The 19997-nt window shown below is 66.7% G+C and carries 23 protein-coding genes; 5 read left to right on the forward strand and 18 right to left on the reverse strand.

Annotation, left to right across the window (positions count from 1 at the left end; translation table 11 throughout):
- Positions 1–2: 2 nt before the first annotated feature.
- From ACO2SS_RS24345 to ACO2SS_RS24380, 8 genes are all read right to left on the reverse strand, one after another.
- The gene (locus ACO2SS_RS24345; protein ID WP_423280441.1) at positions 3–1721 is read right to left on the reverse strand and encodes an urease subunit alpha; all 1719 of its coding nucleotides are present in this window, start codon (positions 1719–1721) and stop codon (positions 3–5) included.
- 52 nt (positions 1722–1773) lie between these two features.
- Positions 1774–2184, reverse strand: a complete 411-nt coding sequence (locus ACO2SS_RS24350) for an urease subunit beta (protein WP_423280442.1) — start codon at positions 2182–2184, stop codon at positions 1774–1776.
- Positions 2185–2207: 23 nt separating this feature from the next.
- A complete protein-coding gene (locus tag ACO2SS_RS24355; RefSeq protein WP_423280443.1) occupies positions 2208–2510 on the reverse strand; it encodes an urease subunit gamma in 303 nt (100 codons plus the stop codon).
- Between the two features lie 357 nt (positions 2511–2867).
- The gene (locus ACO2SS_RS24360; RefSeq protein WP_423280444.1) at positions 2868–3575 is read right to left on the reverse strand and encodes an energy-coupling factor ABC transporter ATP-binding protein; all 708 of its coding nucleotides are present in this window, start codon (positions 3573–3575) and stop codon (positions 2868–2870) included.
- Entirely contained in the window at positions 3572–4282 is a 711-nt protein-coding gene (cbiQ, locus tag ACO2SS_RS24365; RefSeq protein ID WP_423280445.1) for a cobalt ECF transporter T component CbiQ, read from the reverse strand. The genes ACO2SS_RS24360 and cbiQ overlap by 4 nt, the downstream gene beginning before the upstream one ends.
- Entirely contained in the window at positions 4282–4845 is a 564-nt protein-coding gene (locus ACO2SS_RS24370; protein WP_423280446.1) for a cobalamin biosynthesis protein CbiL, read from the reverse strand. The genes cbiQ and ACO2SS_RS24370 overlap by 1 nt, the downstream gene beginning before the upstream one ends.
- Positions 4842–5456 (reverse strand): cobalt transporter CbiM, encoded by a 615-nt coding sequence (gene cbiM / locus ACO2SS_RS24375; RefSeq protein ID WP_423280447.1) that lies wholly within the window; start codon positions 5454–5456, stop codon positions 4842–4844. Before cbiM ends, ACO2SS_RS24370 begins: the two co-directional genes overlap by 4 nt.
- Positions 5457–5462: 6 nt before the next feature.
- Positions 5463–6239, reverse strand: a complete 777-nt coding sequence (locus ACO2SS_RS24380; RefSeq protein WP_423280448.1) for a DUF4198 domain-containing protein — start codon at positions 6237–6239, stop codon at positions 5463–5465.
- Between the two features lie 141 nt (positions 6240–6380).
- Here ACO2SS_RS24380 and nikR point away from each other — a divergent pair, with 141 nt between their 5' ends.
- Positions 6381–6854 carry a nickel-responsive transcriptional regulator NikR gene (gene nikR / locus ACO2SS_RS24385; protein ID WP_423280449.1) on the forward strand — a complete coding sequence of 158 codons (474 nt, stop codon included), beginning with the start codon at positions 6381–6383 and terminating at the stop codon, positions 6852–6854.
- A 15-nt stretch (positions 6855–6869) separates the two neighbouring features.
- Here the strand turns inward: nikR and ACO2SS_RS24390 are convergent, their stop codons facing one another.
- From ACO2SS_RS24390 to ACO2SS_RS24405, 4 genes are read right to left on the reverse strand one after another with little or no spacing between them, the layout of a single operon-like run.
- Positions 6870–7634 (reverse strand): GntR family transcriptional regulator, encoded by a 765-nt coding sequence (locus ACO2SS_RS24390; protein WP_423280450.1) that lies wholly within the window; start codon positions 7632–7634, stop codon positions 6870–6872.
- A complete protein-coding gene (locus tag ACO2SS_RS24395; protein ID WP_423280451.1) occupies positions 7635–8462 on the reverse strand; it encodes an ABC transporter permease in 828 nt (275 codons plus the stop codon).
- A gap of 3 nt (positions 8463–8465) precedes the next feature.
- Positions 8466–9311, reverse strand: coding sequence for an ABC transporter ATP-binding protein (locus tag ACO2SS_RS24400; RefSeq protein WP_423280452.1), 846 nt, complete (start codon positions 9309–9311; stop codon positions 8466–8468).
- Positions 9312–9316: 5 nt separating this feature from the next.
- Entirely contained in the window at positions 9317–10402 is a 1086-nt protein-coding gene (locus ACO2SS_RS24405) for an ABC transporter substrate-binding protein (RefSeq protein WP_423280453.1), read from the reverse strand.
- 157 nt (positions 10403–10559) lie between these two features.
- On the opposite strand from ACO2SS_RS24405, the gene ACO2SS_RS24410 reads away from it, so the two are divergent.
- From ACO2SS_RS24410 to ACO2SS_RS24425, 4 genes are read left to right on the forward strand one after another with little or no spacing between them, the layout of a single operon-like run.
- Positions 10560–11693: a pyridoxal phosphate-dependent aminotransferase gene (locus ACO2SS_RS24410; protein ID WP_423280454.1), complete on the forward strand. Its 1134-nt coding sequence runs from the start codon at positions 10560–10562 to the stop codon at positions 11691–11693.
- Positions 11694–11727: 34 nt separating this feature from the next.
- Complete coding sequence (locus ACO2SS_RS24415; RefSeq protein WP_423280455.1) at positions 11728–12510, forward strand: SDR family oxidoreductase; 783 nt, start codon at positions 11728–11730, stop codon at positions 12508–12510.
- Between the two features lie 11 nt (positions 12511–12521).
- On the forward strand, positions 12522–13403 hold the full coding sequence (locus ACO2SS_RS24420; protein WP_423280456.1) for an alpha/beta fold hydrolase: 882 nt from the start codon (positions 12522–12524) through the stop codon (positions 13401–13403).
- Position 13404: 1 nt separating this feature from the next.
- Positions 13405–14643, forward strand: coding sequence for a M20 family metallo-hydrolase (locus ACO2SS_RS24425; RefSeq protein WP_423280457.1), 1239 nt, complete (start codon positions 13405–13407; stop codon positions 14641–14643).
- A 47-nt stretch (positions 14644–14690) separates the two neighbouring features.
- On the opposite strand, the gene ACO2SS_RS24430 is transcribed toward ACO2SS_RS24425, so the two are convergent.
- From ACO2SS_RS24430 to ACO2SS_RS24455, 6 genes are all read right to left on the reverse strand, one after another.
- The gene (locus ACO2SS_RS24430) at positions 14691–15041 is read right to left on the reverse strand and encodes a cupin domain-containing protein (protein ID WP_423280458.1); all 351 of its coding nucleotides are present in this window, start codon (positions 15039–15041) and stop codon (positions 14691–14693) included.
- Between the two features lie 173 nt (positions 15042–15214).
- Positions 15215–15928, reverse strand: a complete 714-nt coding sequence (locus ACO2SS_RS24435; protein ID WP_423280459.1) for an ABC transporter ATP-binding protein — start codon at positions 15926–15928, stop codon at positions 15215–15217.
- A complete protein-coding gene (locus ACO2SS_RS24440; protein WP_423280460.1) occupies positions 15928–16692 on the reverse strand; it encodes an ABC transporter ATP-binding protein in 765 nt (254 codons plus the stop codon). Before ACO2SS_RS24440 ends, ACO2SS_RS24435 begins: the two co-directional genes overlap by 1 nt.
- Positions 16692–17711, reverse strand: coding sequence for a branched-chain amino acid ABC transporter permease (locus ACO2SS_RS24445; protein WP_423280461.1), 1020 nt, complete (start codon positions 17709–17711; stop codon positions 16692–16694). Before ACO2SS_RS24445 ends, ACO2SS_RS24440 begins: the two co-directional genes overlap by 1 nt.
- Positions 17708–18613 carry a branched-chain amino acid ABC transporter permease gene (locus ACO2SS_RS24450; protein WP_423280462.1) on the reverse strand — a complete coding sequence of 302 codons (906 nt, stop codon included), beginning with the start codon at positions 18611–18613 and terminating at the stop codon, positions 17708–17710. Before ACO2SS_RS24450 ends, ACO2SS_RS24445 begins: the two co-directional genes overlap by 4 nt.
- Before the next feature lie 70 nt (positions 18614–18683).
- Positions 18684–19946, reverse strand: coding sequence for an ABC transporter substrate-binding protein (locus ACO2SS_RS24455; protein WP_423280463.1), 1263 nt, complete (start codon positions 19944–19946; stop codon positions 18684–18686).
- Between the last annotated feature and the right edge of the window lie 51 nt (positions 19947–19997).

Here is a 19997-nt window from a genome sequence, read left to right on the forward strand (position 1 = left end):
GATCAGCTGAAATAATGGAGCTGGGTGAGTGGAAGACTTTTCGCCGGCTCGATCGTTGCGTGCTTGCCATCAACCGTGACCGCAAAAGTCTCCGGATTGACCTCGATCTCAGGCAGCCTGTTGTTGCGAACCATCGATTTCTTGGTGATGGTGCGCGTGCCGTAGACAGGCATCACGATCGATTTCAGCCCATACGCATCCACGATCCCGTCGTCGTATGCGGCGTGCGAGGTGAAGGTGAGCCGGGTCTTGGGCAAGGCCGAGCCCTGCGCGCCGAACATCGGCCGATAGACCACCGGCTGCGGCGTCGGCAGGGAGGCGTTCGGGTCGCCCATGATCGCCCAGGAGATCATGCCGCCCTTGATCACCATCTTGGGCTTGGCCCCGAAGAAGGCCGGCTCCCAGAGGACGAGGTCCGCCATCTTGCCGACTTCAACCGAGCCGAGGACCTTTGAAATACCCGCCACGATCGCGGGGTTGATGGTCACCTTCGCGACGAAGCGCAGCACCCGCTGATTGTCGTTTCCGGATTTGTCGCCGTCATAGGCGCCCATCCGGGCCTTCATCAGGTGGGCCGTCTGCATGGTGCGCGCCCAGTTCTCGCCGACGCGGCCCATGGCCTGGCTGTCGCTCGACAAGATCGAGATCGCGCCAAGATCGTGCAGGACGTTTTCAGCCGCGATGGTCTCGGGGCGGACCCGGCTTTCCGCGAAGGATACGTCCGTCGGAATCTTCGGGCTGAGGTTGTGACAGACCATGACCATGTCGAACAACTCGGCCTGCGAGTTGATGCCGTAGGGCATGGTCGGGTTGGTCGAGCTGGGGATCACGTTCGGCTGTCCCGCGACCCGGATGATGTCGGGCGCGTGGCCGCCGCCAGCGCCTTCCGTGTGGTAGGTGTGGATCGTACGCCCCTCGAACGCCGCGATCGTGTTCTCGACGAACCCCGCCTCGTTCAGCGTATCGGTGTGGATGCAGACCTGGACGTCGTAGGCGTCCGCCACCGTCAAGCAGGCGCGGATGGCGGCCGGGGTGCTCCCCCAGTCCTCATGGATCTTGAAGCCCATGGCGCCCGCGTGGAGTTGCTCCTCGAGCGGGGCGCGCCCGGAGCAATTACCCTTGCCGAGCACGCCCGCGTTGACGGGCCAGGCATCGAAGGCGCGGAGCATCATTTCGATGTTCCAGGTGCCGGGCGTGATCGTGGTGCCGTTCGTGCCGTCGGTCGGGCCGACACCGCCGCCGAGCAACGTGGTCACGCCGTTGCTGAGCGCCGTGATCCCCTGCTGCGGCGAGATGAAATGGACGTGGGCGTCGATGCCGCCGGCGGTCAGGATGAGGTGCTCGCCCGATATCGCATCGGCGCCGGGCCCGACGGCCAGCCCCTGAGTCACCCCCGACATCGTCCCGGGATTGCCGGCCTTTCCGATCCCGCAGATCAGTCCGTCCTTGATGCCGACATCGGCCTTGATGACCCCGAGAATCGGGTCGACGATGGTGACGTTGGTGATGAGCAGGTCCGGCGAACCCGCAGCATTCGTCAGCTCGTTGTCGTAGCCCATGCCGTCGCGGAGCGTCTTGCCGCCACCATAGACGGCTTCCTCGCCATAGACCCGAAGATCCTTCTCGATCTCGATATAGAGATCCGTGTCGGCCAGCCTGATCTTGTCGCCGGTCGTAGGACCATACAGGTCCGAATATTGCTGCCTCGAGATCATGACCATTTCAGATCTCCGCGATGTTGGTCGCCACGGATGGTTGAACTTTATGGATAGACTAGGGTTTGTTCTTGAAGTGGTAGCGGGCGACCTTCTCCATCGCGTCCGTCAGCCGGGGGCGATAATCCTCGTAGCTCTCGTCGCCGACCCAGCCGTTGACGAGGCCGTTGAAGCCAAGAACGCGCTGCTTTCCACCGAACGGGACCAACTCGACGTCCTTCTCGTCGCCGGGCTCGAACCGCAGCGCGGTGGTCGCCGGGATGTTGAGGCGCTTGCCGAACGCCTGCTCGCGGTCGAATTCCAGGAAGGCGTTCACTTCGAAGAAGTGGAAATGCGACCCGACCTGAATGGGGCGGTCACCGGTGTTCCGGACCTTCAGAGCGGTCGTCGGCATGCCAGCATTGAGCTCGATCTCGCCTTCGCCAAGTATCAGCCCGCCCACAGGCGCCTTGTTCTGAGCAGAAGCCATGATGAAGGCCCTCCGGTGCGGGATTACTTGACGGGATTGTGAACCGTCACGAGGCGACTGCCGTCCGTGAACAATGCTTCCACCTGGACGAAGGGGATCATCTCCGCGACGCCCTCCATGACGTCGGCGCGCGTGATGGCCTTGCCGGCGAGTTCCATGACCTCCTCGACGGTCCTGCCGGCTCGCGCACCTTCCAGGGCGGCAACGGAAATGAGGGAGACGGTTTCCGGGTGGTTGAGCTTGAGGCCCTGGTCCTTACGGCGCTGAGCGACGAGGGCCAGCGTGTAGACAAGCAGCTTGTCTGTCTCTCGGAGGGTGAAGTGCATGGGCGGCTCCTCACTGAATGCAGCCGGATTCCGCGGCTGGCGGCGTGCGTCCGCAGATTTTTATGGCTATGCCTTAGAAGTAATTACGCCCTTGAAGCTATACCCTCATTGATGAAACGCAAGGACTCAACCCGCGTAACAGAACATCGTTCTTTGTGTTTGATACCATACCCAGAGTGATACAGAACTTAACTTTGGATAGCTTGTCTCATGAGGGTGGGGCAGGTCTTGATCATTTCCCGTACGGATTCCGACCTTCAAGTGACATTGGTTTCAGTGCCGGGTGGGAGCCGGTGGCCAGAGGCTGCCCGGGGCGGGAACAGGGATGGGCTTCTGCAGCAAGCCTGCTGGCAACGACTAGTCGGAGCGAACGTGAATGTGCCGATGATGGTGCACGTGGACGTGTTCGTGGATCTCCGCCGGCAGCAGCTTTCCATTTCGTAGGGCCACCGCGCGCGTCGCGAACTCGCCCACGAAAACTGCATCGTGCGAGACGAGCAGCATGGCGCAGGGGAGGGGATGCAGCGCGCGCCGGAGCAGTTCGCCGTTCTGCTCGTCAATGCCGTTTGTCGGTTCGTCCAGCATCAGGACGTCGGGACGCATCGCCAGAAGGCCGGCGAGGCAGACCAGCCGCTTCTCGCCGCCCGAGAGGCGATGGCTGATCCGCTCGGCAAGGTGTCCGACGCCGAGTTCATCGAGCGCATTCCGCGCGCGCTCCTCAGCCTCGCGCTCGGTGCAGCCGGCGTTCAATGGCCCGAAGGAGACGTCCTCGACGACGCTGGGACAGAAGAGGTGGTCGTCGCTGTCCTGGAACAAGTAGGCGATCCTGGGCCTGAACTGCCTGAAGTGGCGCTCATCGATGCACTCGGTGCCGAAGAGGCGGATAGAGCCCTCCTGGGGGCGCTCCAGCCCGACGATGGTTCGCAGCAAGGTCGTCTTGCCGCTGCCATTCGGCCCGACGATGGCGAGCCTCTCGCCGGGCGCGAGCGTGAGATCGACATCGCGCAGGACGGATTTCTGCCCGCGTGAGACGCAGACGCCTTCCAGGGAGAGAAGATGGCTCACAGCCGATCCAGTGCCAGCGCCACGACACCCAGGCAGGAGATCAGTCCGAAGCCGGCCCAATCGCGCCATGGTGGAGCCGGCTGAGCCCGGTACGGGTAGTGCCCGGCATAGCCGCGGCAGCGCATGGCCTCCTCGATGCGGCGCGCACGATCGAGGGCGCGCACCAGCAGCATGCCGATCAGATAGCCGTAGCTGCGCCAGGTGTGGCGGTTGGAGCGGGGCCGGAAACCGCGCGCCCGCATGGCGTCGCGCAGGCGTTCTGCCTCTTCGCGAATGAGCGAGGTGTAGCGCACCGTCATCACGAACAGGCGGCCGAGAGGCTCCGGCATTCCGAGGCCACGCAAGGCTCCCCCAAGGCGGGCGGGCTCGAGGTTGCCGACCAGCACCGTCAGGATGAGCACGGATGACGAGACCTTCGCGGCAAGCAATGCTGCGCGCCAGAAGCCCTCGCGGCTGGCCGTCAGCGGACCGAGCGTGAAAAATGCTTCGCCCGCTACCGTGAAGGGGAGAGTCGCGAAGAGCAGCAGGACGAAGCCCTCCACATGCAGCAGCCGACGGGACAGCCGCGTCCCCGACGGAATGCGCCACGCGGCCAGCAGGGCGACGAGAAGGACGCCGGCCGAGACGGCCAGGGAGTGCAACTGCGCCACGCAGGCGATCGCCAGGACAGCCGCGACGAGCCGCAGCCGCGGATCGCCGGGCCGCATCAGCTTCGCCTCGCCCGGGCCCAGAGCCCGATGCCGGCAAGTCCGACGATGAAGAGGATGCCGGAGAGAACATCGGTGAAGCGCAGACGGGAATCCATCTGTTCGATCCGCTCGAGGAGCGGTTCGATCTGACGCTGGATAGCCGTCTCGACCATGCTGGCGATCTCCTCGGGCGACGCTTGCGGAGCAGCGACCGCACCCGCTGCCGCGGCCGCGGCGCTCGATGCCGGGTGGGCCGGAGCCGGGCCCAGCCGCCCGGCCGGCAGCACGACCGAGGCGACATGCGCATCGCCCGTGTCGACCGCGATCGTGACGTCGGAGAGGTCGTCCGCCGGGATGTCGAAGCTGAAGCGCCCCTCGTCGTCCGTCCGTCCATCCGCGAGGCGGCCGCCGGTGGCATCCGTTGCGGTCCAGGCGACCCCTCGCGGCCGGGTGCCGCCGACGAAGAACGCGTAGCCCCTCACGGTCCTGCCCTCGGCGGCCGCGAACACCTTGAGCTTGTGGGCCATGGCGGGCAGGCACGTGCCCATGAGCGCAAGCAGGACGAGGAGGATGCGCGTCACGGCGCGAGAGGTCTCATCGCCTTCGGCTCGACGCGCGCGAGGAACGCTACGATCGCCGCCGTGACGAACCCCTCGGCGAGGGCGAGCGGGAGATAGGTGGCCATCAGGACGGTTGCGACGGGCGTGTAGTCGCTGGACGACAGGGCGAGCGAAAGCGCGACAAGGCCGCCGGTTCCCAGGACCGACAGGGCGCCGACCACAGCGGAGAGCACGGCACGGACAGGCCCGCTGGCGGTCGCCCGGATGGAGGGGCCGAGCAGCAAGGCGAAGACGACGCCCGGCAGGGCGATGTTGACGGTGTTCACGCCGAGCGTGGTGAGGCCGCCGAAGCCGAAGAGCAGGGCCTGCAGCAGGAGGATGACGAGCACCGCCGCGAAAGTCGCGGTCCCGAGCATCAGGCCCAACAGGCCCGAGAGCAGCACGTGCACGCTCGACGGCCCGACCGGCACGGCGATCAGCGAGGCGGCGAAGACGGCGGCGCTGAGGACCGCCGCTCTCGGTATCATCCTGTCATCGAGCCGCGACAGCGCCACCGCGACGCTGCCGGCCGCGACCACGCCTCCGCCGACGAGCACGGGCAGCGAGAGTATGCCGTCGGGGATATGGGCCATCGGAGGTCATTTCCCGCCCATATCGGTGGCCTTCACCCAGATGAGCGCGCCCTCCTCGACGGGTGCGGACTTGCCGTCCGGCCCGGCTCTCCGCGCGTCGCCCTCGATCAGCGCGGCGAAACCCCACCAACCTGCGCGCGGCATCGCGTAGGTGAAGGTGCCGTTGGCATCGGCCTTGACCATCTGGGTGACGAAGGCATCGTTCCGCGGCTTCACGCTGCCGTCGTTGATGAACTCCACCTCCACGGGGGCGAAGGGAACGGGCTTGCCGTCCTTGAGCACGACGCCTGAGAACAGGTTCCCCGTCCAGAGGCCGGTGGGCCGCGTGAGCGGCTGGATCTCGACCGGGAGTCCGACAAGCTCGTCCCATCCCTCGCCGGAGGCAAAGCTGTCGACGACCACCTTCGCGTAGTGGACGATGTGCTTGTTCTCCGCGGCCTCCCAGTAGGGTTGCGGCTCGACGAAGAACACGGCCGCGCCCGGAGAAGGCAGGTCATGGGTGAGCGTCCAGGCCGGCTTGCCGCCGACAGGCTTCTCAGCGAGGTTCTTCAGCAGGTCGGTCTGCTTTCCGCCCGCCAGGACACCCACCTTCGCGGGCTTTTGCATCGCCATCACGGGGCCGCCCTCGACCGGGTGAGTAAAGACGAGGTCGAGCGTAACCTTTCCCCCCTCCGGCAGGACGTCGGCGGATGGTATGATCTCCTGAAAATGAGCTATGCAAGACGAGCTGGCCGCCGTGAGATATACGAAGCCAAGACAAAGGGATGCGATGGGATAGGACATCGCTCTCTCCCGGTGTGAAATCCGGCAGCGAAAATCATACGAGCCCGAATCTTGAGCGCAAGGCAGGACGCCGAGATCGGCAGCAACTGTGCGAAAGCAACAAATCTATAGTGCAGCCTGCGTCGAGGCCGGGGGGTGTTCATGCAGAGGACCACGATCGCGATCGATGACGAACTCGCTGTCGCGCTCGATCGCTACATGAACGGCGTGGGAGCGGTGAGCCGGTCGGAGGCGATCCGCGACCTCGTGCGGCGGGGCCTGTCCGCCCGGCCGGAGGCGCCGTCAAGCGCCCCCTGCTTCGGGGTCATCAGCTATACGATCGACCAGTCCGTGCGGAACCTTGCGGCTCGCGTGCCCCAGGGACGGCTCGATCGCCACGATCAGGCCGTGGCGTGCGTGTCCATCCCGCTCGACCACACGACATCGATCGATGTGACGGTGATGCGCGGCCAGGTGGGGAAGGTGTCAGCCTACGCGGAGGCGCTGTTTCTCGAACGCGGGGTGATGCACGGCACGCTGAATCTCATTCCCGTCGCCGAGGACAATTCCGAGCACATCCACGATGACGGCGCCGCGCCTAGCCACACTCACCTCCGCGTGCGCAGCGGCTTTTGAGCGATCGACGGCTGGTCAGGTGGGGTCGGCGAAAAGGGCGCGATCGCCGGAGGCGCGGACGAACTGAAGGAAGTCCGCAATGCCTTCGGTCAGTAGCGAGATGTGCCGGGTCATCAGCTCGGAGGCTCGCTTGCTGTCGTTGGCCAGGATGGCCTCCATGATCTCGGCATGCTCTGGAATGGAATTCGTCATCCGCCCGGGCTGGAACGTGATGGCTCGCCGGTAGGGGGCCGTCTTCAAGGACAGGCGGCGGATCTCGTCCTGCAGGACGCGGTTGTGGCTCGCGGCCACGATCACGTCGTGAAAGGCGAGATTGGCGTCACAGAAGGAATCGGCGTCGCCCTGCTCCAGCGCACGCTCGCAGGCCTCGTGCGCATCCGCGAGCACCTTGCGCTGCTCGGGCAGGATTCGCCGGGCGGCCTGAGCGGCTGCAAGCGCCTCGAGCTGGGCCACCACGCTCAGGGCGTCGAGGAGGTCCGCCACCGAGAGCTGGGCCACCTGCAGGCCCTGCCTGCCCCGGCTCTCCGCGAGCCCGCTCGCCGACAGCCGCTGCAGCGCCTCCCGGACGGGCGTACGGGACACGCCGTAGCGCTCGGACAGCTCGCGCTCGTCGAGCCTGTGGCCCGGCCTGACGCGGCCGCGGAGGATCTCCTCCTCGAGCTTCTTGGCAATGTCGCCCGAGAGCGATGTTTCCTCCGCCGGAGCCGCAACGGTCGGGGAGGGGGGCAGCCCGCCGCGGCGTCTTTCCGCTTTGCGGCCGGCAGGCACGGCCTGAGCCATTCAGGTGGTTTCCGACGAGTAGACCCGGTTTGCGATCAGCTCGCCGAGAGCCACGAGCCCATAGAGCAGGAGGCCGCAGACGCAAAGCACCACGATGGCTGCTATCGACACCTCGGTGTCGGCCCGGGCCGTCGCAAAGATGATGAGATAGCCGAGGCCCGCCTGAGCGGTGATGAACTCGCCGATGATCACCCCGATGATGGCGAGCGTGATCGCGACCTTCATGCCCGAGAAGATGTAGGGCAGCGCTGCCGGGAAGCGGACATGCGTGAAGACCTGCCACTCGCTCGCGGTGAGCGAGCGGCAGAGCCGCAGCATGCTCCGGTCGACGCTGAGGAAGCCGGCCGTCGTGGCGATCACGACGGGGAAGAAGGCGATGAAGATCGAGAATGCGACGCGCGACTGCGTGCCGACGCCCAGCCAGATGATGAAGAGCGGCGCGAGCGCGATCTTCGGGATCAGCTGGAAGAAGACGAGGTTCGGATAGAGCGCCTCCCGCGCCACCGCCGAATAGGTGATGAGGATCGCGAGCGCGACGCCGAGCACCGTCGCCAGGATGAAGCCGAGCGCCGACTCGAAGGTCGTCGGGATGGCGTGGGTGAGGAGAATGTCCCAGCGCTCGGCGATGTAGGAGAGTGTCGAGACCGGCGAGGGCAGGATGACGGGCGGGATCTTGCCGATCACGACCACGGCCTGCCAGGCGCCGAGCGCGAGCGCCGCCAGCGCGATCGGCAGTATGATCGAGCGCAGGCCCAGAAGCCCGGCTCCCGTGCCGGCATCGGGCACGGCGATGGTCGCGCCCGTCTCGGTTCCGATTGCGGCCGCCATGATCTACTCCACCGCTCCTGCCCGGTTGGACGAGCCCGTTCCCGGGCCGCCATGCGCTTCCTCGATCGTGAGCCGCAGCCGGCGGCAGATCGCGTTGAACTCCGCGCTATCCTCGATCTCGAAGCGCCGTGGGCGCGGGAACGGCATGGCGAGGTCCAGGATGATCTTGGAAGGCCGCCCGCCCATCACCACGACGCGGTCGGACAGGAACGCGGCCTCGCGAATGGAGTGGGTGACGAAGACGACGGTCTTGCCGGTCTTCTCCATGATCTCGGCGAGCGCGGCGTTCATCTGGTCGCGGGTGATCGCGTCGAGGGCCGAGAACGGCTCGTCCATCAGGAGGATCGCCGGATCGTGGATCAGCGCGCGGCAGATCGCGACGCGCTGGCGCATGCCGCCGGACAGCTCGGACGGCTTCTTGTTCTCGAAGCCCTTCAGGCCGACCATGGCCAGGAGTTCGTGCGCGCGCTCCCTGTACTTGGCGAGCGGCAGCTTGAGGATGCGGACCGGGAAAAGGACGTTCTCGAGCGCGCTCTTCCAGGGGAGCAGCGTCGCGTCCTGGAAGATGATGCCGATGTCGCGCCGCGGCCCGGTTACGGGGCTTCCGCCCAGCTGGATGGAGCCGCCGGTCGGCTTCTCCAGCCCCGCGATCATCATCAGCAACGTGCTCTTGCCGCAGCCGCTCGGGCCGAGCAGGGACACGAACTCGCCGCGTCCCACCTGGAGGCTGGCCGAAGCCACCGCCCTGATCGGGCCTTGCCGGCCGGCATAGGTCTTCTCGACCGCGTCGACCCGGACGAGGGTCTCGGGCCGCGGCGTTTGCGGCATCTGCACGATCTGCGCCGACATCAGCCTCAGACCACGTATTTCTTGTAGGGAGCGGCGCTGGTCTCGGCAGCCTTCGCCTCGTCTGCGTTGAGCTTGACCGTTCCGGCGAACTTGTTGGTGAAGAGCGCCGCCGTATCCGGCTTCTGCGCCTTGTCGCCGGCCGCATACTGCACGACGAGGTCCGCCATGGTGGCGACCTTCTTCGGGTCGGCATAGCCGAAGCCGTTCTCCTTCACCTCGGGCACGAGATTGGTGAGGTTGGTGAGACCGAGCCCGACCTGGGCATAGGCCTTCCCGGTCGAGCTGAGCGCGACCTCGCTGTTCGCCTTGAGGAAGATGTCGACCGCCTCGGCGAAGTTCGTCATCGTGAACTTGATGGCCTCCATGGCGCCTGCGACGAAGGCGGCGCAGAGGTTCGGATCCTTCTCGACGCGGGCGGGCTGCGTCGTCAGGGACTGGCCGTAGAACTCGATTCCGGCATCCCGGAACAGCATGAAGCGAAGGTCTGTCCCGAGCGGCGCGAGGGACGGAATCGTGCTCGTCGCGAAGGCCGCGACGGCATCCACCTGCTTCTCGATCAGCGAGCGCTCGCGGACCTTGCCGTCGATCTGCAGCATGTTGACCTTGGCGAGATCGAAGCCGGCTTTCTGCGCATAGAGCGCCAGGAACGGATATTCGCCGGACGTGACGCTCGCGCCGAGCCTCTTTCCCTCGAGGTCCTTCGGCGTCTTGATCGGCGAATCCGCCAGAACGCCGATGCCCATCAGGGCGTCGTAGTTGATCTGGCCGATGCAGGTGATCGGCAGGCCTCGCGCGGCCTGCACGATGGCCGTCGGCGTCGCCGCCATGCCGAAATCGAACGTGCCGGCCGAGACGGCCTGGGCGGCTGCGCCCGATCCGGAGCCGCGGGCGACCGAGACCTCAAGCCCGTGCTTCTTCCAGAAGCCTTTGTCCCGCGCCACGTAGGCGAAGAGGTTGGGGCCCTCCGGGATCCACGACGTGGTGAAGGAAATCTTGGCCGCGCCTTGGGCGATCGCCGGGCGGGCGAGGCCTGTCGTTGCGAGGGCGGCCGCTCCGATGCCGCGAATTGCGTCTCGCCTCGTGAACGTCATCGGACCCCTCCGTCGATTTTGATCTGAGCGGATCCATCATCCTCTGGCCGCGTCCTCATTGCAAGAGTGCATGCCAAACTATGTTGCTTGCATGCCAAATTCTGTTTAGATCGCGGCAAGTGCCTCGGAGCGGGGCTGGTCTAGGAGGAATGCCCCCATGCGAGGGTTCGAGGCGCGCAACGCACATTTCGACCGGCTGGTGAACACGCCGGGACTGCGTTGGCTCGGGCAAAACACGAATCATGCCAAGCCGCATCCGGCCGTCATCGAGGCGATGGAGCGGAGCATCCGGGACGAGGAGTTCCACATCTACGCGCCGCCCGCGGGCTTCGAAGAGCTGCGGGCCGGGATCGTGGAGGATCTCGGGCTGAAGGGGCAGGTCGCGCTCGTGTCTGACGGCGCAGTGGCGTCGCTCTACCATGCCTGCCACGCGCTCCTCGGGCCGGGCGACGAGTTCATTACCACGGATCCGACCTGGAACTGGCCGATGGCCTTCGCGCGCTCGGTCGGCGCCACCGTGAAGCAGATCCCGATCTACGGCGAGGAATACGGCTACCGGCTCGCGCCGGAGCGGCTGCGCGAGGCGATCACGGAGAAGACGAAGGTCGTCTACATCGTCGATCCCAACAACCCGCTGGGCTCCGCGTGCACGGCGGAGGAGATCGAAGGCATCGTGTCAGCGGTGCGCGACGCTGGTGCCTACCTGATCCACGATTGCACCTACCGCCACTTCGCGTACGAGCATCATCTCGCGGCGAATTTGTATCCAGAGAAGACGCTGACGGTATACAGCTTCTCCAAATGGCTCGGTCTGGCCGGCCTGCGGGTCGGCGCGATCGTGGCCCATCCCGACATCGTCGAACGGCTCGCGGCGGCTCCGCCGAACAATCTCGGCTCCTCGATCCTGTCGCAGCGCGCCGCGATCGCCGGCCTGAAGATCAAGTCCGAGTGGTTCCCGGGCGTGCTCGCCGAGCAGCGGGCGAACCAGGCGCTCATCAAGGATGCGGTCGGTGGCGTGCCCGGTCTTGCGGTCGCGGTCTATCCGTCGAACGGCAACTTCCTCGTGGTCGAGTGCGGCCCGGCGGGCATCCGGCCGGACGCGCTCGTCGCGGAATATGCCGAGCGGAAGATCATGATCCGCCAGGGCTCGTACCATACGCCGACCTTCGGCGACCGCTTCATCAAGATCTCGACCACGGTGCCGTCCGCCTGGGCGGAGGAGCTCGCCGAGCTGCTTCCCGAGATGGTCGAGCGCGCCCGCGGCCGCAACGAATCCGCACAGCTCTTCTGAGCCGAACGAAACCCTGGATGGCAGGACAGCAGCAATGGATCTGAAACTCGGCGGACAGAAGGTCCTCATCACCGGCGCCTCGCAGGGCATCGGTGAAGGGCTGGCGCATGCCTTCGCGGGCGAAGGCTGCCATCTCCATCTCACGGCCCGTGCGGCAGACAAGCTCGACGCGATGGCGCGCGAGATCGTCGCCGAGCACAAGGTGAGCGTCACCTATACGGCGGCCGACATGACGCAGGAGGGCGCGGTCGAGCGCATCGTCGAGGAGGCTGGCGACGTCGACATCCTCATCAACAATGCGGGCGTGATCCCGAGCGGCAACCTGTTCGAGATCGGTCCGAAGAAGTGGCGCGACGGCTGGGCGCTCAAGGGCTTCGGCTATGCCGACATGATCCGCGCCGTCTATCCGAAGATGAAGGCCCGCGGCGGCGGCGTCATCCTCAACAACATCGGCAATGGCGGTGAGGTCTGCGACCCCCAATATATCGAGGGCGCGGCCGGCAATGCTTCCATCATGGCGATGACGCGGGCTCTCGGGGGACGGAGCCTCGACGACAACATCCGCGTGGTCGGCGTGAACCCCGGGCCGGTCGATACCAGCCGCATCTACAACATGCTGCGCAAATGGGCGGATACCGAGTTCGGCGACGAGAGCCGCTACGAGGAGCTGCTCGAGCGCTATCCGCTGAAGCGCCCGGCCCGCATCCACGAGATCACGGATCTGTTCCTGTTCCTGGCCTCGTTCCGGTCCGGCTACACGTCCGGAACCGTCATCACGGTCGATGGCGGCATCGCGTCCCGCCGCTCGGTCGTCTGAGGAGAAAGCGCATGCCCTTTGCGACCGCCAGCGACGGCGTCAAGCTGCATTACGAGGCTGCCGGGCGCGGCACGCCGATTGTCTTCGTGCACGAGTTCGGCGGGTCCCACTGGAGCTGGGAGCCGCAGATGAACTTCTTCACGCGGCGCCATCTCTGCGTGACCTATGCGGCGCGCGGCTATGCGCCGTCCGACATTCCGGAGGACGTCTCCGCCTATTCCCAGGCGCGGGCGGCCGACGACATCGTCGACGTGATGAGCGCGAACGGCATCGACAAGGCGCATCTCGTCGGCCTGTCGATGGGTGGTTTCGCCGTGCTGCACGCGGGGCTGCGCCACCCGGACCGGATCCTCTCGATCACGGCGGCGGGGGCCGGCTACGGCGCCGAGAAGGCGCACGAGGACTATTTCAAGGGCATCTCGGACCAGGTCGCGACCAATTTCGAGACGAAGGGCGCGAAGAACTTCGCGCCCACCTATGCCGAGGGCGCCTCGCGCGTGCAGTTCCAGGACAAGGACCCGCGCGGCTGGCAGCTCTTCGCCGAGCGCCTCGGCCAGCACTCCGACCGCGGCGCCGCCAACACGATGCGCGGCGTGCAGATGCAGCGGCCCTCGCTCTACGACCTGGAGGCCGAGTTCAAGGCCATGAAGACGCCGCTCCTCGTCATGGTGGGCGACGAGGACGACCATTGCCTGCAGCCCGGGATCTTCCTGAAGAAGACGGTTCCGGCCTCGGGCCTCGCCGTGTTCCCGAAATCGGGCCACACGCTGAACCTCGAAGAGCCCGCGCTCTTCAACCAGCTCCTGGCCGAGTTCATCGCCCAGGTGGAGGCGGGGCGCTGGGGGCCGCGCGATCCGCGCGCCAACCCGGCCCAGATCATGCGGACCGAATAGGGTGCGGCCGTCCGACCATGTGGACGGCGACCGGCTCTGGGGTCGCCTCATGGCGCTCGCCGAATACGGCGCGCGCCCGGATGGCGGCGTCGACCGGCAGACGCTCACCGAGGCCGAGATCGAGGCCCGGGCGGAACTCGTCAGGTGGGGCAGGGCGCTCGGCCTGACGCCGTTCACGGATGCGGCCGCGAACCTGTTCCTGCGCCTGGAGGGGCGCGAGCCGGACCTGCCGCCGGTCCTGGCCGGGTCGCATATCGACTCGCAGCCGACGGGGGGCAAGTTCGACGGCGCCTACGGCGTGCTCGCGGCGCTGGAGGCCGTGCAGGCGATCCAGGAGGCGGGAGTCAGGCCGCGCCGCTCGATCGAGGTCGTGGCCTGGACCAACGAGGAAGCCTCGCGCTTCGCGCCCGGCATGACGGGCTCCGAATTGTTCACCGGTGTGAAGACGCTGGAGCAGGTCTCCGGCCTGAAGGACGGCGACGGCATCCGGATGGGCGACGCGCTCGCCGCCGTGCTCGCCGCGGATCGGGGCGTCCCGCAGCGCCCCCTCGGGCTCCCCGTCGCAGCGTTCCTGGAGCCGCATATCGAGCAGGGTCCTGTTCTCGAGCGCGAGGGCATCCCGGTCGGCATCGTGAGCGGCATTCAGGGCACCCGCCGCTACCGCGTTCGCGTCACGGGCGAGGCCGCGCATGCCGGCACCGCCGAGCGGCACGAGCGCCGCGACGCCCTCATGGCGGCCATCCGCATGGTGGCCGCGATCGACAGGGCCGCCATGGATCCGGCCGACACGAAGCTGACCGTCGGTCTATTCCAGGTGAAGCCGAACGCGCCCTCCGTCGTGCCCTCGGAGGTATTCTTCTCGATCGACCTTCGCCATCCGGAAAACGAGGTGGTGGACCGGCTCGACCGCGAGATCCGCCGCATCGTCGAGGCGGAACGGGGGCCGTGCGACGCCGCGCTGAACCAGATCGCGCATGCGCCCTCGCTGTCGTTCTCGCCCGAGATCCGCGCGACGCTCTCCCGCGCGGCGTCCGAGCTCGGCATCGCGCATCGCGACATCTACTCGGCCGCCGGCCACGATGCGCGGCAGCTGCACTATGTTTGCCCGACCGGCATGATCTTCGTGCCCTGCCGCGACGGCATCAGCCACAACCCGGCCGAATGGGCCGAACCGGCCGACCTGACCGCCGGCGCGAAGGTGCTGGCCGACGCCCTGTTCGAGCTTGCCGACGCGGCGTGAGCGGCGCCGGGAGCTGGCTGCCGGAGTCCGTGCGGTCGTGCCGCCGGTCAGCTGACGATGACGAACACCTTGCGCAAGGTCGTCTTGACCTCCCAGACGCCTCCCGTGAGCGGGGAGCAGAAGACGGTGTCGCCGGCCGCGATCTGGATCGGCTCGCCGTCATCCGGCGTGAAGGTGGCCTCTCCCGCAAGGAAGTGCATGACTTCGCCTTCTTTCACGTCGCGCCGATAGGTGCCCGGGCTGCACTCCCAGATTCCCGTGCGGGTGCTCTCGAGCCCCGGTATGGCGACGCGCAGGCCCTGAAGTTCGCAGGCGGGTTCGCTGATCGGCGTCTTCACCGGGCCCCAGCTTTCGAGCCCGTTCGCCGAGGCGCTCTTCTTGATGATCTGGATAGCCATGTAATCTGTTCTGCACTTCCCTGAGCACCAGGCCTCCGCGGGATGCCGCCGAGCGCCGTCTCGTAGCTTCGCCCCGTATGGAGCGGCCTGTATCGGGTCAATCGTGGCCGCTGGCTCGTCGTCCGATGCCCACACGTGTTTTGGCCGTTGGAGCCGGACGTCGCTCGCGCGCCCTACACGGCGAGGTATCGCTGCTTGATTTCCTCGTTGTCGCGCAGCTCGGCGATCGTGGACCGGTGGACCACCTGTCCCTTGTCGATCACCGTCGCGTGGGTGGCGACGCCGAGGCAGAAGTGCATGTTCTGCTCGGCCAGGAGGATCGTCACGCCCATGTCGCGCAGCCGCCTGATCAGGTCGCCGATCGCCTGCACGATGATGGGCGCGAGCCCTTCGCTCGGCTCGTCGAGCAGGAGGATCTCGGGGTTGCCCATCAGGGTCCTGGCGATGGTGAGCATCTGCTGCTCGCCGCCCGAGAGGCGCCCGGCCAGCCGCTCCTTCATGCCGGCCAGGATCGGAAACACCTCGTAGACCGTCTCGAGGTCCCAGTGCGTCGCGCCGCCCGGTCCGGTCTTGGCGGCGATGACGAGGTTGTCCTCGACGCTGTGCTCGGGAAAGACCTGCCGGTCCTCGGGCACGTAGCCGATCCCTGCCCGCGCGACGCGATAGGGCGGACGGCCCGAGACGGTCTCGCCGCCCAGGAGGACGCGGCCGCGGCGCGGCGGCGCGATGCCGATGATCGTCTTGAAGGTCGTGGACTTTCCGGCGCCGTTCCGGCCGAGAAGGGCCATCGTCTGGCCCTTCTCGACCGAGAGGTCGATGCCGAAGAGGATCTGGCTCGCGCCGTAGAAGACGTCGGCCTGCTCGATGCGGAGAAGAGGTTCGCCCATCAGGCCGCGCTCGCCTCGGCTGAGTGGTGATCTGTCCCGAGATAGGCGTCGATCACGTCCTGGTTCGTCCTGATCTCGTCCGCGGTGCCTCGCGCCAGCACCTGGCCGTATTTCAGCACGTAGATCGCCTGGGCGATGCGGAAGACGATGTCCATGTCATGCTCGATGAAGAGCACCGTCATGCCGGTGACCTCCCAGAGGCGCTGGACCGTGCCGATCATGCGCCAGCGCTCCTCCGGCCCCATTCCGGCGGTGGGTTCGTCCAGGAGCAGCACGGTCGGCTCCATCGCGAGGGCGAGCGCGATGTCGAGGAGCTTCTGGTCGCCATGCGAGAGGTTGCGGGAGAGCGTGTCGGCCTTCTGCCCGAGCGTCAGGAGCGTGAGGATCTCCTCGACCCGGGCGGCCGTGTCGTCGAGCGGGAAACGGCGGAGCACCGTCCAGGAGAGACGCCGGTGCGAGGTCACGGCGGCCGTCAGCGCCTCGCGAACTGTCAGGCTCGGGAAGAGCGCGGCTACCTGGAAGGCGCGGGCCATGCCCCGGCGCACGACCTCCAGGCTGGAGAGGCCGACGATGTCTTCCCCGTTCAGGACGACGCGCCCCGCATCGGGCCGGAACGCGCCCGAGATGAGGTTGAAGAAGGTCGTCTTGCCGGCCCCGTTGGGTCCGATGATGGCGCTGAGCGAGCCCTTGGGAAAATCGATGGAGACGTCGCGGGTCGCCTGCACGCCGCCGAAGGACTTCGAGAGGTTCTGGACGCTCAGCATCAGGCGACCCCGCGCTCGGAGATGCTCTCGGCCGGCGCCGGGACGGGAGCCGCCGCGGTCTCCCGCGTCCCGCGCCGTCGGCCGAACCACTCCATCAGGTAGTCGCCGACGCCCTGGCGCAGGCCGAGCACGATCGCCAGGATCAGGAGCCCGAGCACCAGTCCGTGATGCTCCGTGTAGATGGTCACGGTGCGGTTCAGGAGTTGCAGCAGGAACGCGCCGATCAGCGGCCCCATGAAGAGCTGGGAGCCACCCAGCATGATCATGAAGATCGCCTCGCCGGAGGTCGTCCAGAAGCCGAATTCCGGGTAGGCCCCCGACACGAAGAGGGCGAGCAGGATGCCGGCGACGCTCGCCATCGACCCGGCGAAGACGAAGATGCCGAGCTTGGCCATCACGACGTTGACGCCGAGGAAGTTCGCCCGGCTCGGATTGTCCCGCACCAGCCGGAGCGTATAGCCGAACGGGGACATCCAGACCTGCCGCATCAGCAGCACGCAGGCGACGAAGACAACGGCGCAGAAGCCGTACAGGGTCGTCCCCTCGTTGAGGTTGAAGCCGAGGAAGGGTGGGCGTGGGATGCCGCCCATCAGCCCCTGGTCGCCGCCCGTGAGGCTGACCCAGGTCAGGATGATGGAGTGGATGAACATCTGGAAGGCGAGGGTGATGAAGGAGAAGTAGATCTCCTTCAGGCGAACGCAGATGGCGCCGATCACGAGCGCGACCAGCGCCGTTCCGGCGATCGTGGCCGCGACCGCGACCGGGATCGACACGCGGCCCGATTGCATCAGCAGCCCGAAGATGTAGGCGCCGGACGCGAAATAGGCTGCATGGCCGAAGGAGACGAGGCCGGTCAGCCCGACCAGCATGTTGAGCGACATCGCCAGCAGCCCGTAGGCCATGACGTAGATCAGGAAGTCGCGCAGCGCCGCCTGGGGAAAGACGAGCGGCAATGCCAGGAGCAAGGCCAGCCCCGCCGCGGCGAGGCCGGCATCTCGCAGGAGACCGGACCGCATCATCGGGCCGCCTCCCGTCCGAGCAGGCCGCTGGGCTTCAGGACGAGCACCGCCGCCATCAGGGCGAACATCAGGCCGTCGACGAAGAGGGGGAAGCCGATCGCCCCGAAGGCCCGCGTGAAGCCGATCAGCAGCGCCGCGATCAGGGCACCCGCGATGGACCCCATCCCGCCAATCACCGTGACGATGAAGCTCTCGATGAGGATGGACAGGCCCATGCCGGGCGTAAGCGTCCGGGTCGGTGCCGCGAGGGCGCCCGCCACGCCGGCGAGGAGGCTTCCGACCCCGAACACGCCCGCATAGAGGGCGGTCGTGTTGATGCCGAGCGCGCCGACCATCTGCGGGTTGATGGCGAGCGCCCGGATCGTCTTGCCGGTGCGCGTCTTGTTGATGCCGAGCCAGAGCAGCAGGCCGATGAGCAGGCTCGCCGCGATCATGAAGGCGTAATAGGCCGGGATGAACCCGCCGAAGAGCTCGATCGGCGGCAGGGCGAACGCGTCCGGCATGCCCATCATCTTGTACTCGGCTCCGAAGATGATCTTCACCAGATCATCCGCGATCAGGATCACGGCATAGCAGACGAGCAACTGCATCAGGATGTTCGTGCCGTAGACACGGCTCATCAGGAAGCGCTCGAACAGGATTCCGACGATCCCGACCCCGATCGCGCCGGCCAGGAAGGCGGCCGCGAAGCTCGAGGTCAGCTGGTAGGCGGCGAACGCGAAATACGCGCCCATCATGTAGAAGGCGCCGTGCGCGAAGTTGATGACGCCCAGCACGCCGAAGATCAGCGACAGGCCGGACGTCACCATGAAGAGCAGCATGCCGACGATCATTGCCGTGGAGAGCTGCGTGATCAGGCACGCACTCGTCGACACGCATGCGGCCAGAGCCTCGAGATTCAACTAGCTCTCCCAGGGTGGAGGACGTCGAGGCATGTGGGCGGCCGCCCACATGCCGGCGGCGCTGCGAAGCTCAGGCGTAGCCCTTGCTCTTCTTCCACTGCTGCTCGAGTTCGAGGATCTTGGACCAGGGCACGTCCTTGAAATCCTCAACCCACGGAGCCTTCGGCACCGTCCGGCCCCAGGCGACAGGATAGTTGATGATCGTGTGGTCGCTGTCCCGCATGGTGACGGTGCCGTCCACGCCGAAGCCGGATTTCACCGTCATGCCCTTGATCTCGCCCGCGAGAGCCGCGCCGTCCGTCTTGCCGTTGGTGCGGCGCAGTGCCTCGAAGATGAACTGCGTCGCGAGGTAGTTCTGCCAGCCCCAGTTCGTGGATTCATGCCCTGCCGCCTTCGCGAAGGCGTCCGCATAGGCCGTGTTCTCCGGATTCGACGGGTAGTTGCGGTTGTAGCGGTAGGCCGTGTTGAGCCCCTGCGGGAGCTGCTTGATCGCGGACAGGACGGGCGGGTCGCCGAGGCCGCCGCTGAAGAAGGCGGTGTTCGCGAAAAGCCGGTACAGGTTCGACTGCTCGATGAAGGCGACGAGGTCGCCGCCCCAAAGGGCCGAGTAGACGGCCTGCGGCTTCACCTGGAGCATCTTGGTGATGCTCTCGGTGTAGTCAGGCGCGAACAGTTTCGGCCAGAGCTGATCCACGACCTCGATCTGCGGATCGAACAGCTTCACGTATTCCAGGAACTCGGCCGTGTTGTCGCGCCCGTAGGCGTAATCGGGCGAGCAGGTCGCCCAGCGCTTCAGACCCTTCGCCTTCGATATCTCGGACGCATAGGTCCCGCCCGCGACCGCGTCGTGGATGCCCTGCCGGGCGCACCGGAAGGCGGTCTTCACGTGAAGCTTTGGGTCGGCGGTCAGCGAAGATGTCTCAGAGCAGGTATGAACGCAGAGGACGCCGAGGTCGCGGATCACCTCGTGTACCGCGAAGGAGCCCGAGGACGCCTCGCCGTCGATCACGATCTCGCAGCCATCGTTGTTGATGAGGTCGCGGGTGACGCGCGCCGCCTCGTCCGGCCGTCCCTTGCTGTCGCGGTCGATGACCTCGATCTTCCGCCCGGCGATTCCGCCCGCCTCGTTCACCTGCTGGACCGCTACCTGCACGGCAAAGCGGGACGATGTGCCGAGGATGGCGACCCGACCCGACAGAATGGTGGGAAGCGCGATGCGGATCGTTTTGGCCTGCGCGCCCGCAATATGCGGGAAGCCCGTGATGGCGGCGGCGCCCGCGACCGCGCCGCCGATGAACGAGCGTCGGTCGACGCCGCCCTTGGTCTTCGTCATGCGTTCCTCCTGTCGGCCGGATGTCCCGGCTCTGGTCTTGTTTGCGGGCCC

This window comes from Enterovirga sp. CN4-39, assembly GCF_049446235.1.
Taxonomy (GTDB): domain Bacteria; phylum Pseudomonadota; class Alphaproteobacteria; order Rhizobiales; family Beijerinckiaceae; genus Enterovirga.

Coding starts and splice junctions, on each gene's coding strand:
- ACO2SS_RS24345 (WP_423280441.1), bottom strand. CDS start 1,721: ATGGTCATGATCTCGAGGCAGCAATATTCGGACCTGTATGGTCCTACG.
- ACO2SS_RS24350 (WP_423280442.1), bottom strand. CDS start 2,184: ATGGCTTCTGCTCAGAACAAGGCGCCTGTGGGCGGGCTGATACTTGGC.
- ACO2SS_RS24355 (WP_423280443.1), bottom strand. CDS start 2,510: ATGCACTTCACCCTCCGAGAGACAGACAAGCTGCTTGTCTACACGCTG.
- cbiQ (WP_423280445.1), bottom strand. CDS start 4,282: ATGCGGCCCGGCGATCCGCGGCTGCGGCTCGTCGCGGCTGTCCTGGCG.
- cbiM (WP_423280447.1), bottom strand. CDS start 5,456: ATGGCCCATATCCCCGACGGCATACTCTCGCTGCCCGTGCTCGTCGGC.
- ACO2SS_RS24380 (WP_423280448.1), bottom strand. CDS start 6,239: ATGTCCTATCCCATCGCATCCCTTTGTCTTGGCTTCGTATATCTCACG.
- nikR (WP_423280449.1), top strand. CDS start 6,381: ATGCAGAGGACCACGATCGCGATCGATGACGAACTCGCTGTCGCGCTC.
- ACO2SS_RS24390 (WP_423280450.1), bottom strand. CDS start 7,634: ATGGCTCAGGCCGTGCCTGCCGGCCGCAAAGCGGAAAGACGCCGCGGC.
- ACO2SS_RS24395 (WP_423280451.1), bottom strand. CDS start 8,462: ATGGCGGCCGCAATCGGAACCGAGACGGGCGCGACCATCGCCGTGCCC.
- ACO2SS_RS24400 (WP_423280452.1), bottom strand. CDS start 9,311: ATGTCGGCGCAGATCGTGCAGATGCCGCAAACGCCGCGGCCCGAGACC.
- ACO2SS_RS24405 (WP_423280453.1), bottom strand. CDS start 10,402: ATGACGTTCACGAGGCGAGACGCAATTCGCGGCATCGGAGCGGCCGCC.
- ACO2SS_RS24410 (WP_423280454.1), top strand. CDS start 10,560: ATGCGAGGGTTCGAGGCGCGCAACGCACATTTCGACCGGCTGGTGAAC.
- ACO2SS_RS24415 (WP_423280455.1), top strand. CDS start 11,728: ATGGATCTGAAACTCGGCGGACAGAAGGTCCTCATCACCGGCGCCTCG.
- ACO2SS_RS24420 (WP_423280456.1), top strand. CDS start 12,522: ATGCCCTTTGCGACCGCCAGCGACGGCGTCAAGCTGCATTACGAGGCT.
- ACO2SS_RS24430 (WP_423280458.1), bottom strand. CDS start 15,041: ATGGCTATCCAGATCATCAAGAAGAGCGCCTCGGCGAACGGGCTCGAA.
- ACO2SS_RS24435 (WP_423280459.1), bottom strand. CDS start 15,928: ATGGGCGAACCTCTTCTCCGCATCGAGCAGGCCGACGTCTTCTACGGC.
- ACO2SS_RS24440 (WP_423280460.1), bottom strand. CDS start 16,692: ATGCTGAGCGTCCAGAACCTCTCGAAGTCCTTCGGCGGCGTGCAGGCG.
- ACO2SS_RS24445 (WP_423280461.1), bottom strand. CDS start 17,711: ATGATGCGGTCCGGTCTCCTGCGAGATGCCGGCCTCGCCGCGGCGGGG.
- ACO2SS_RS24455 (WP_423280463.1), bottom strand. CDS start 19,946: ATGACGAAGACCAAGGGCGGCGTCGACCGACGCTCGTTCATCGGCGGC.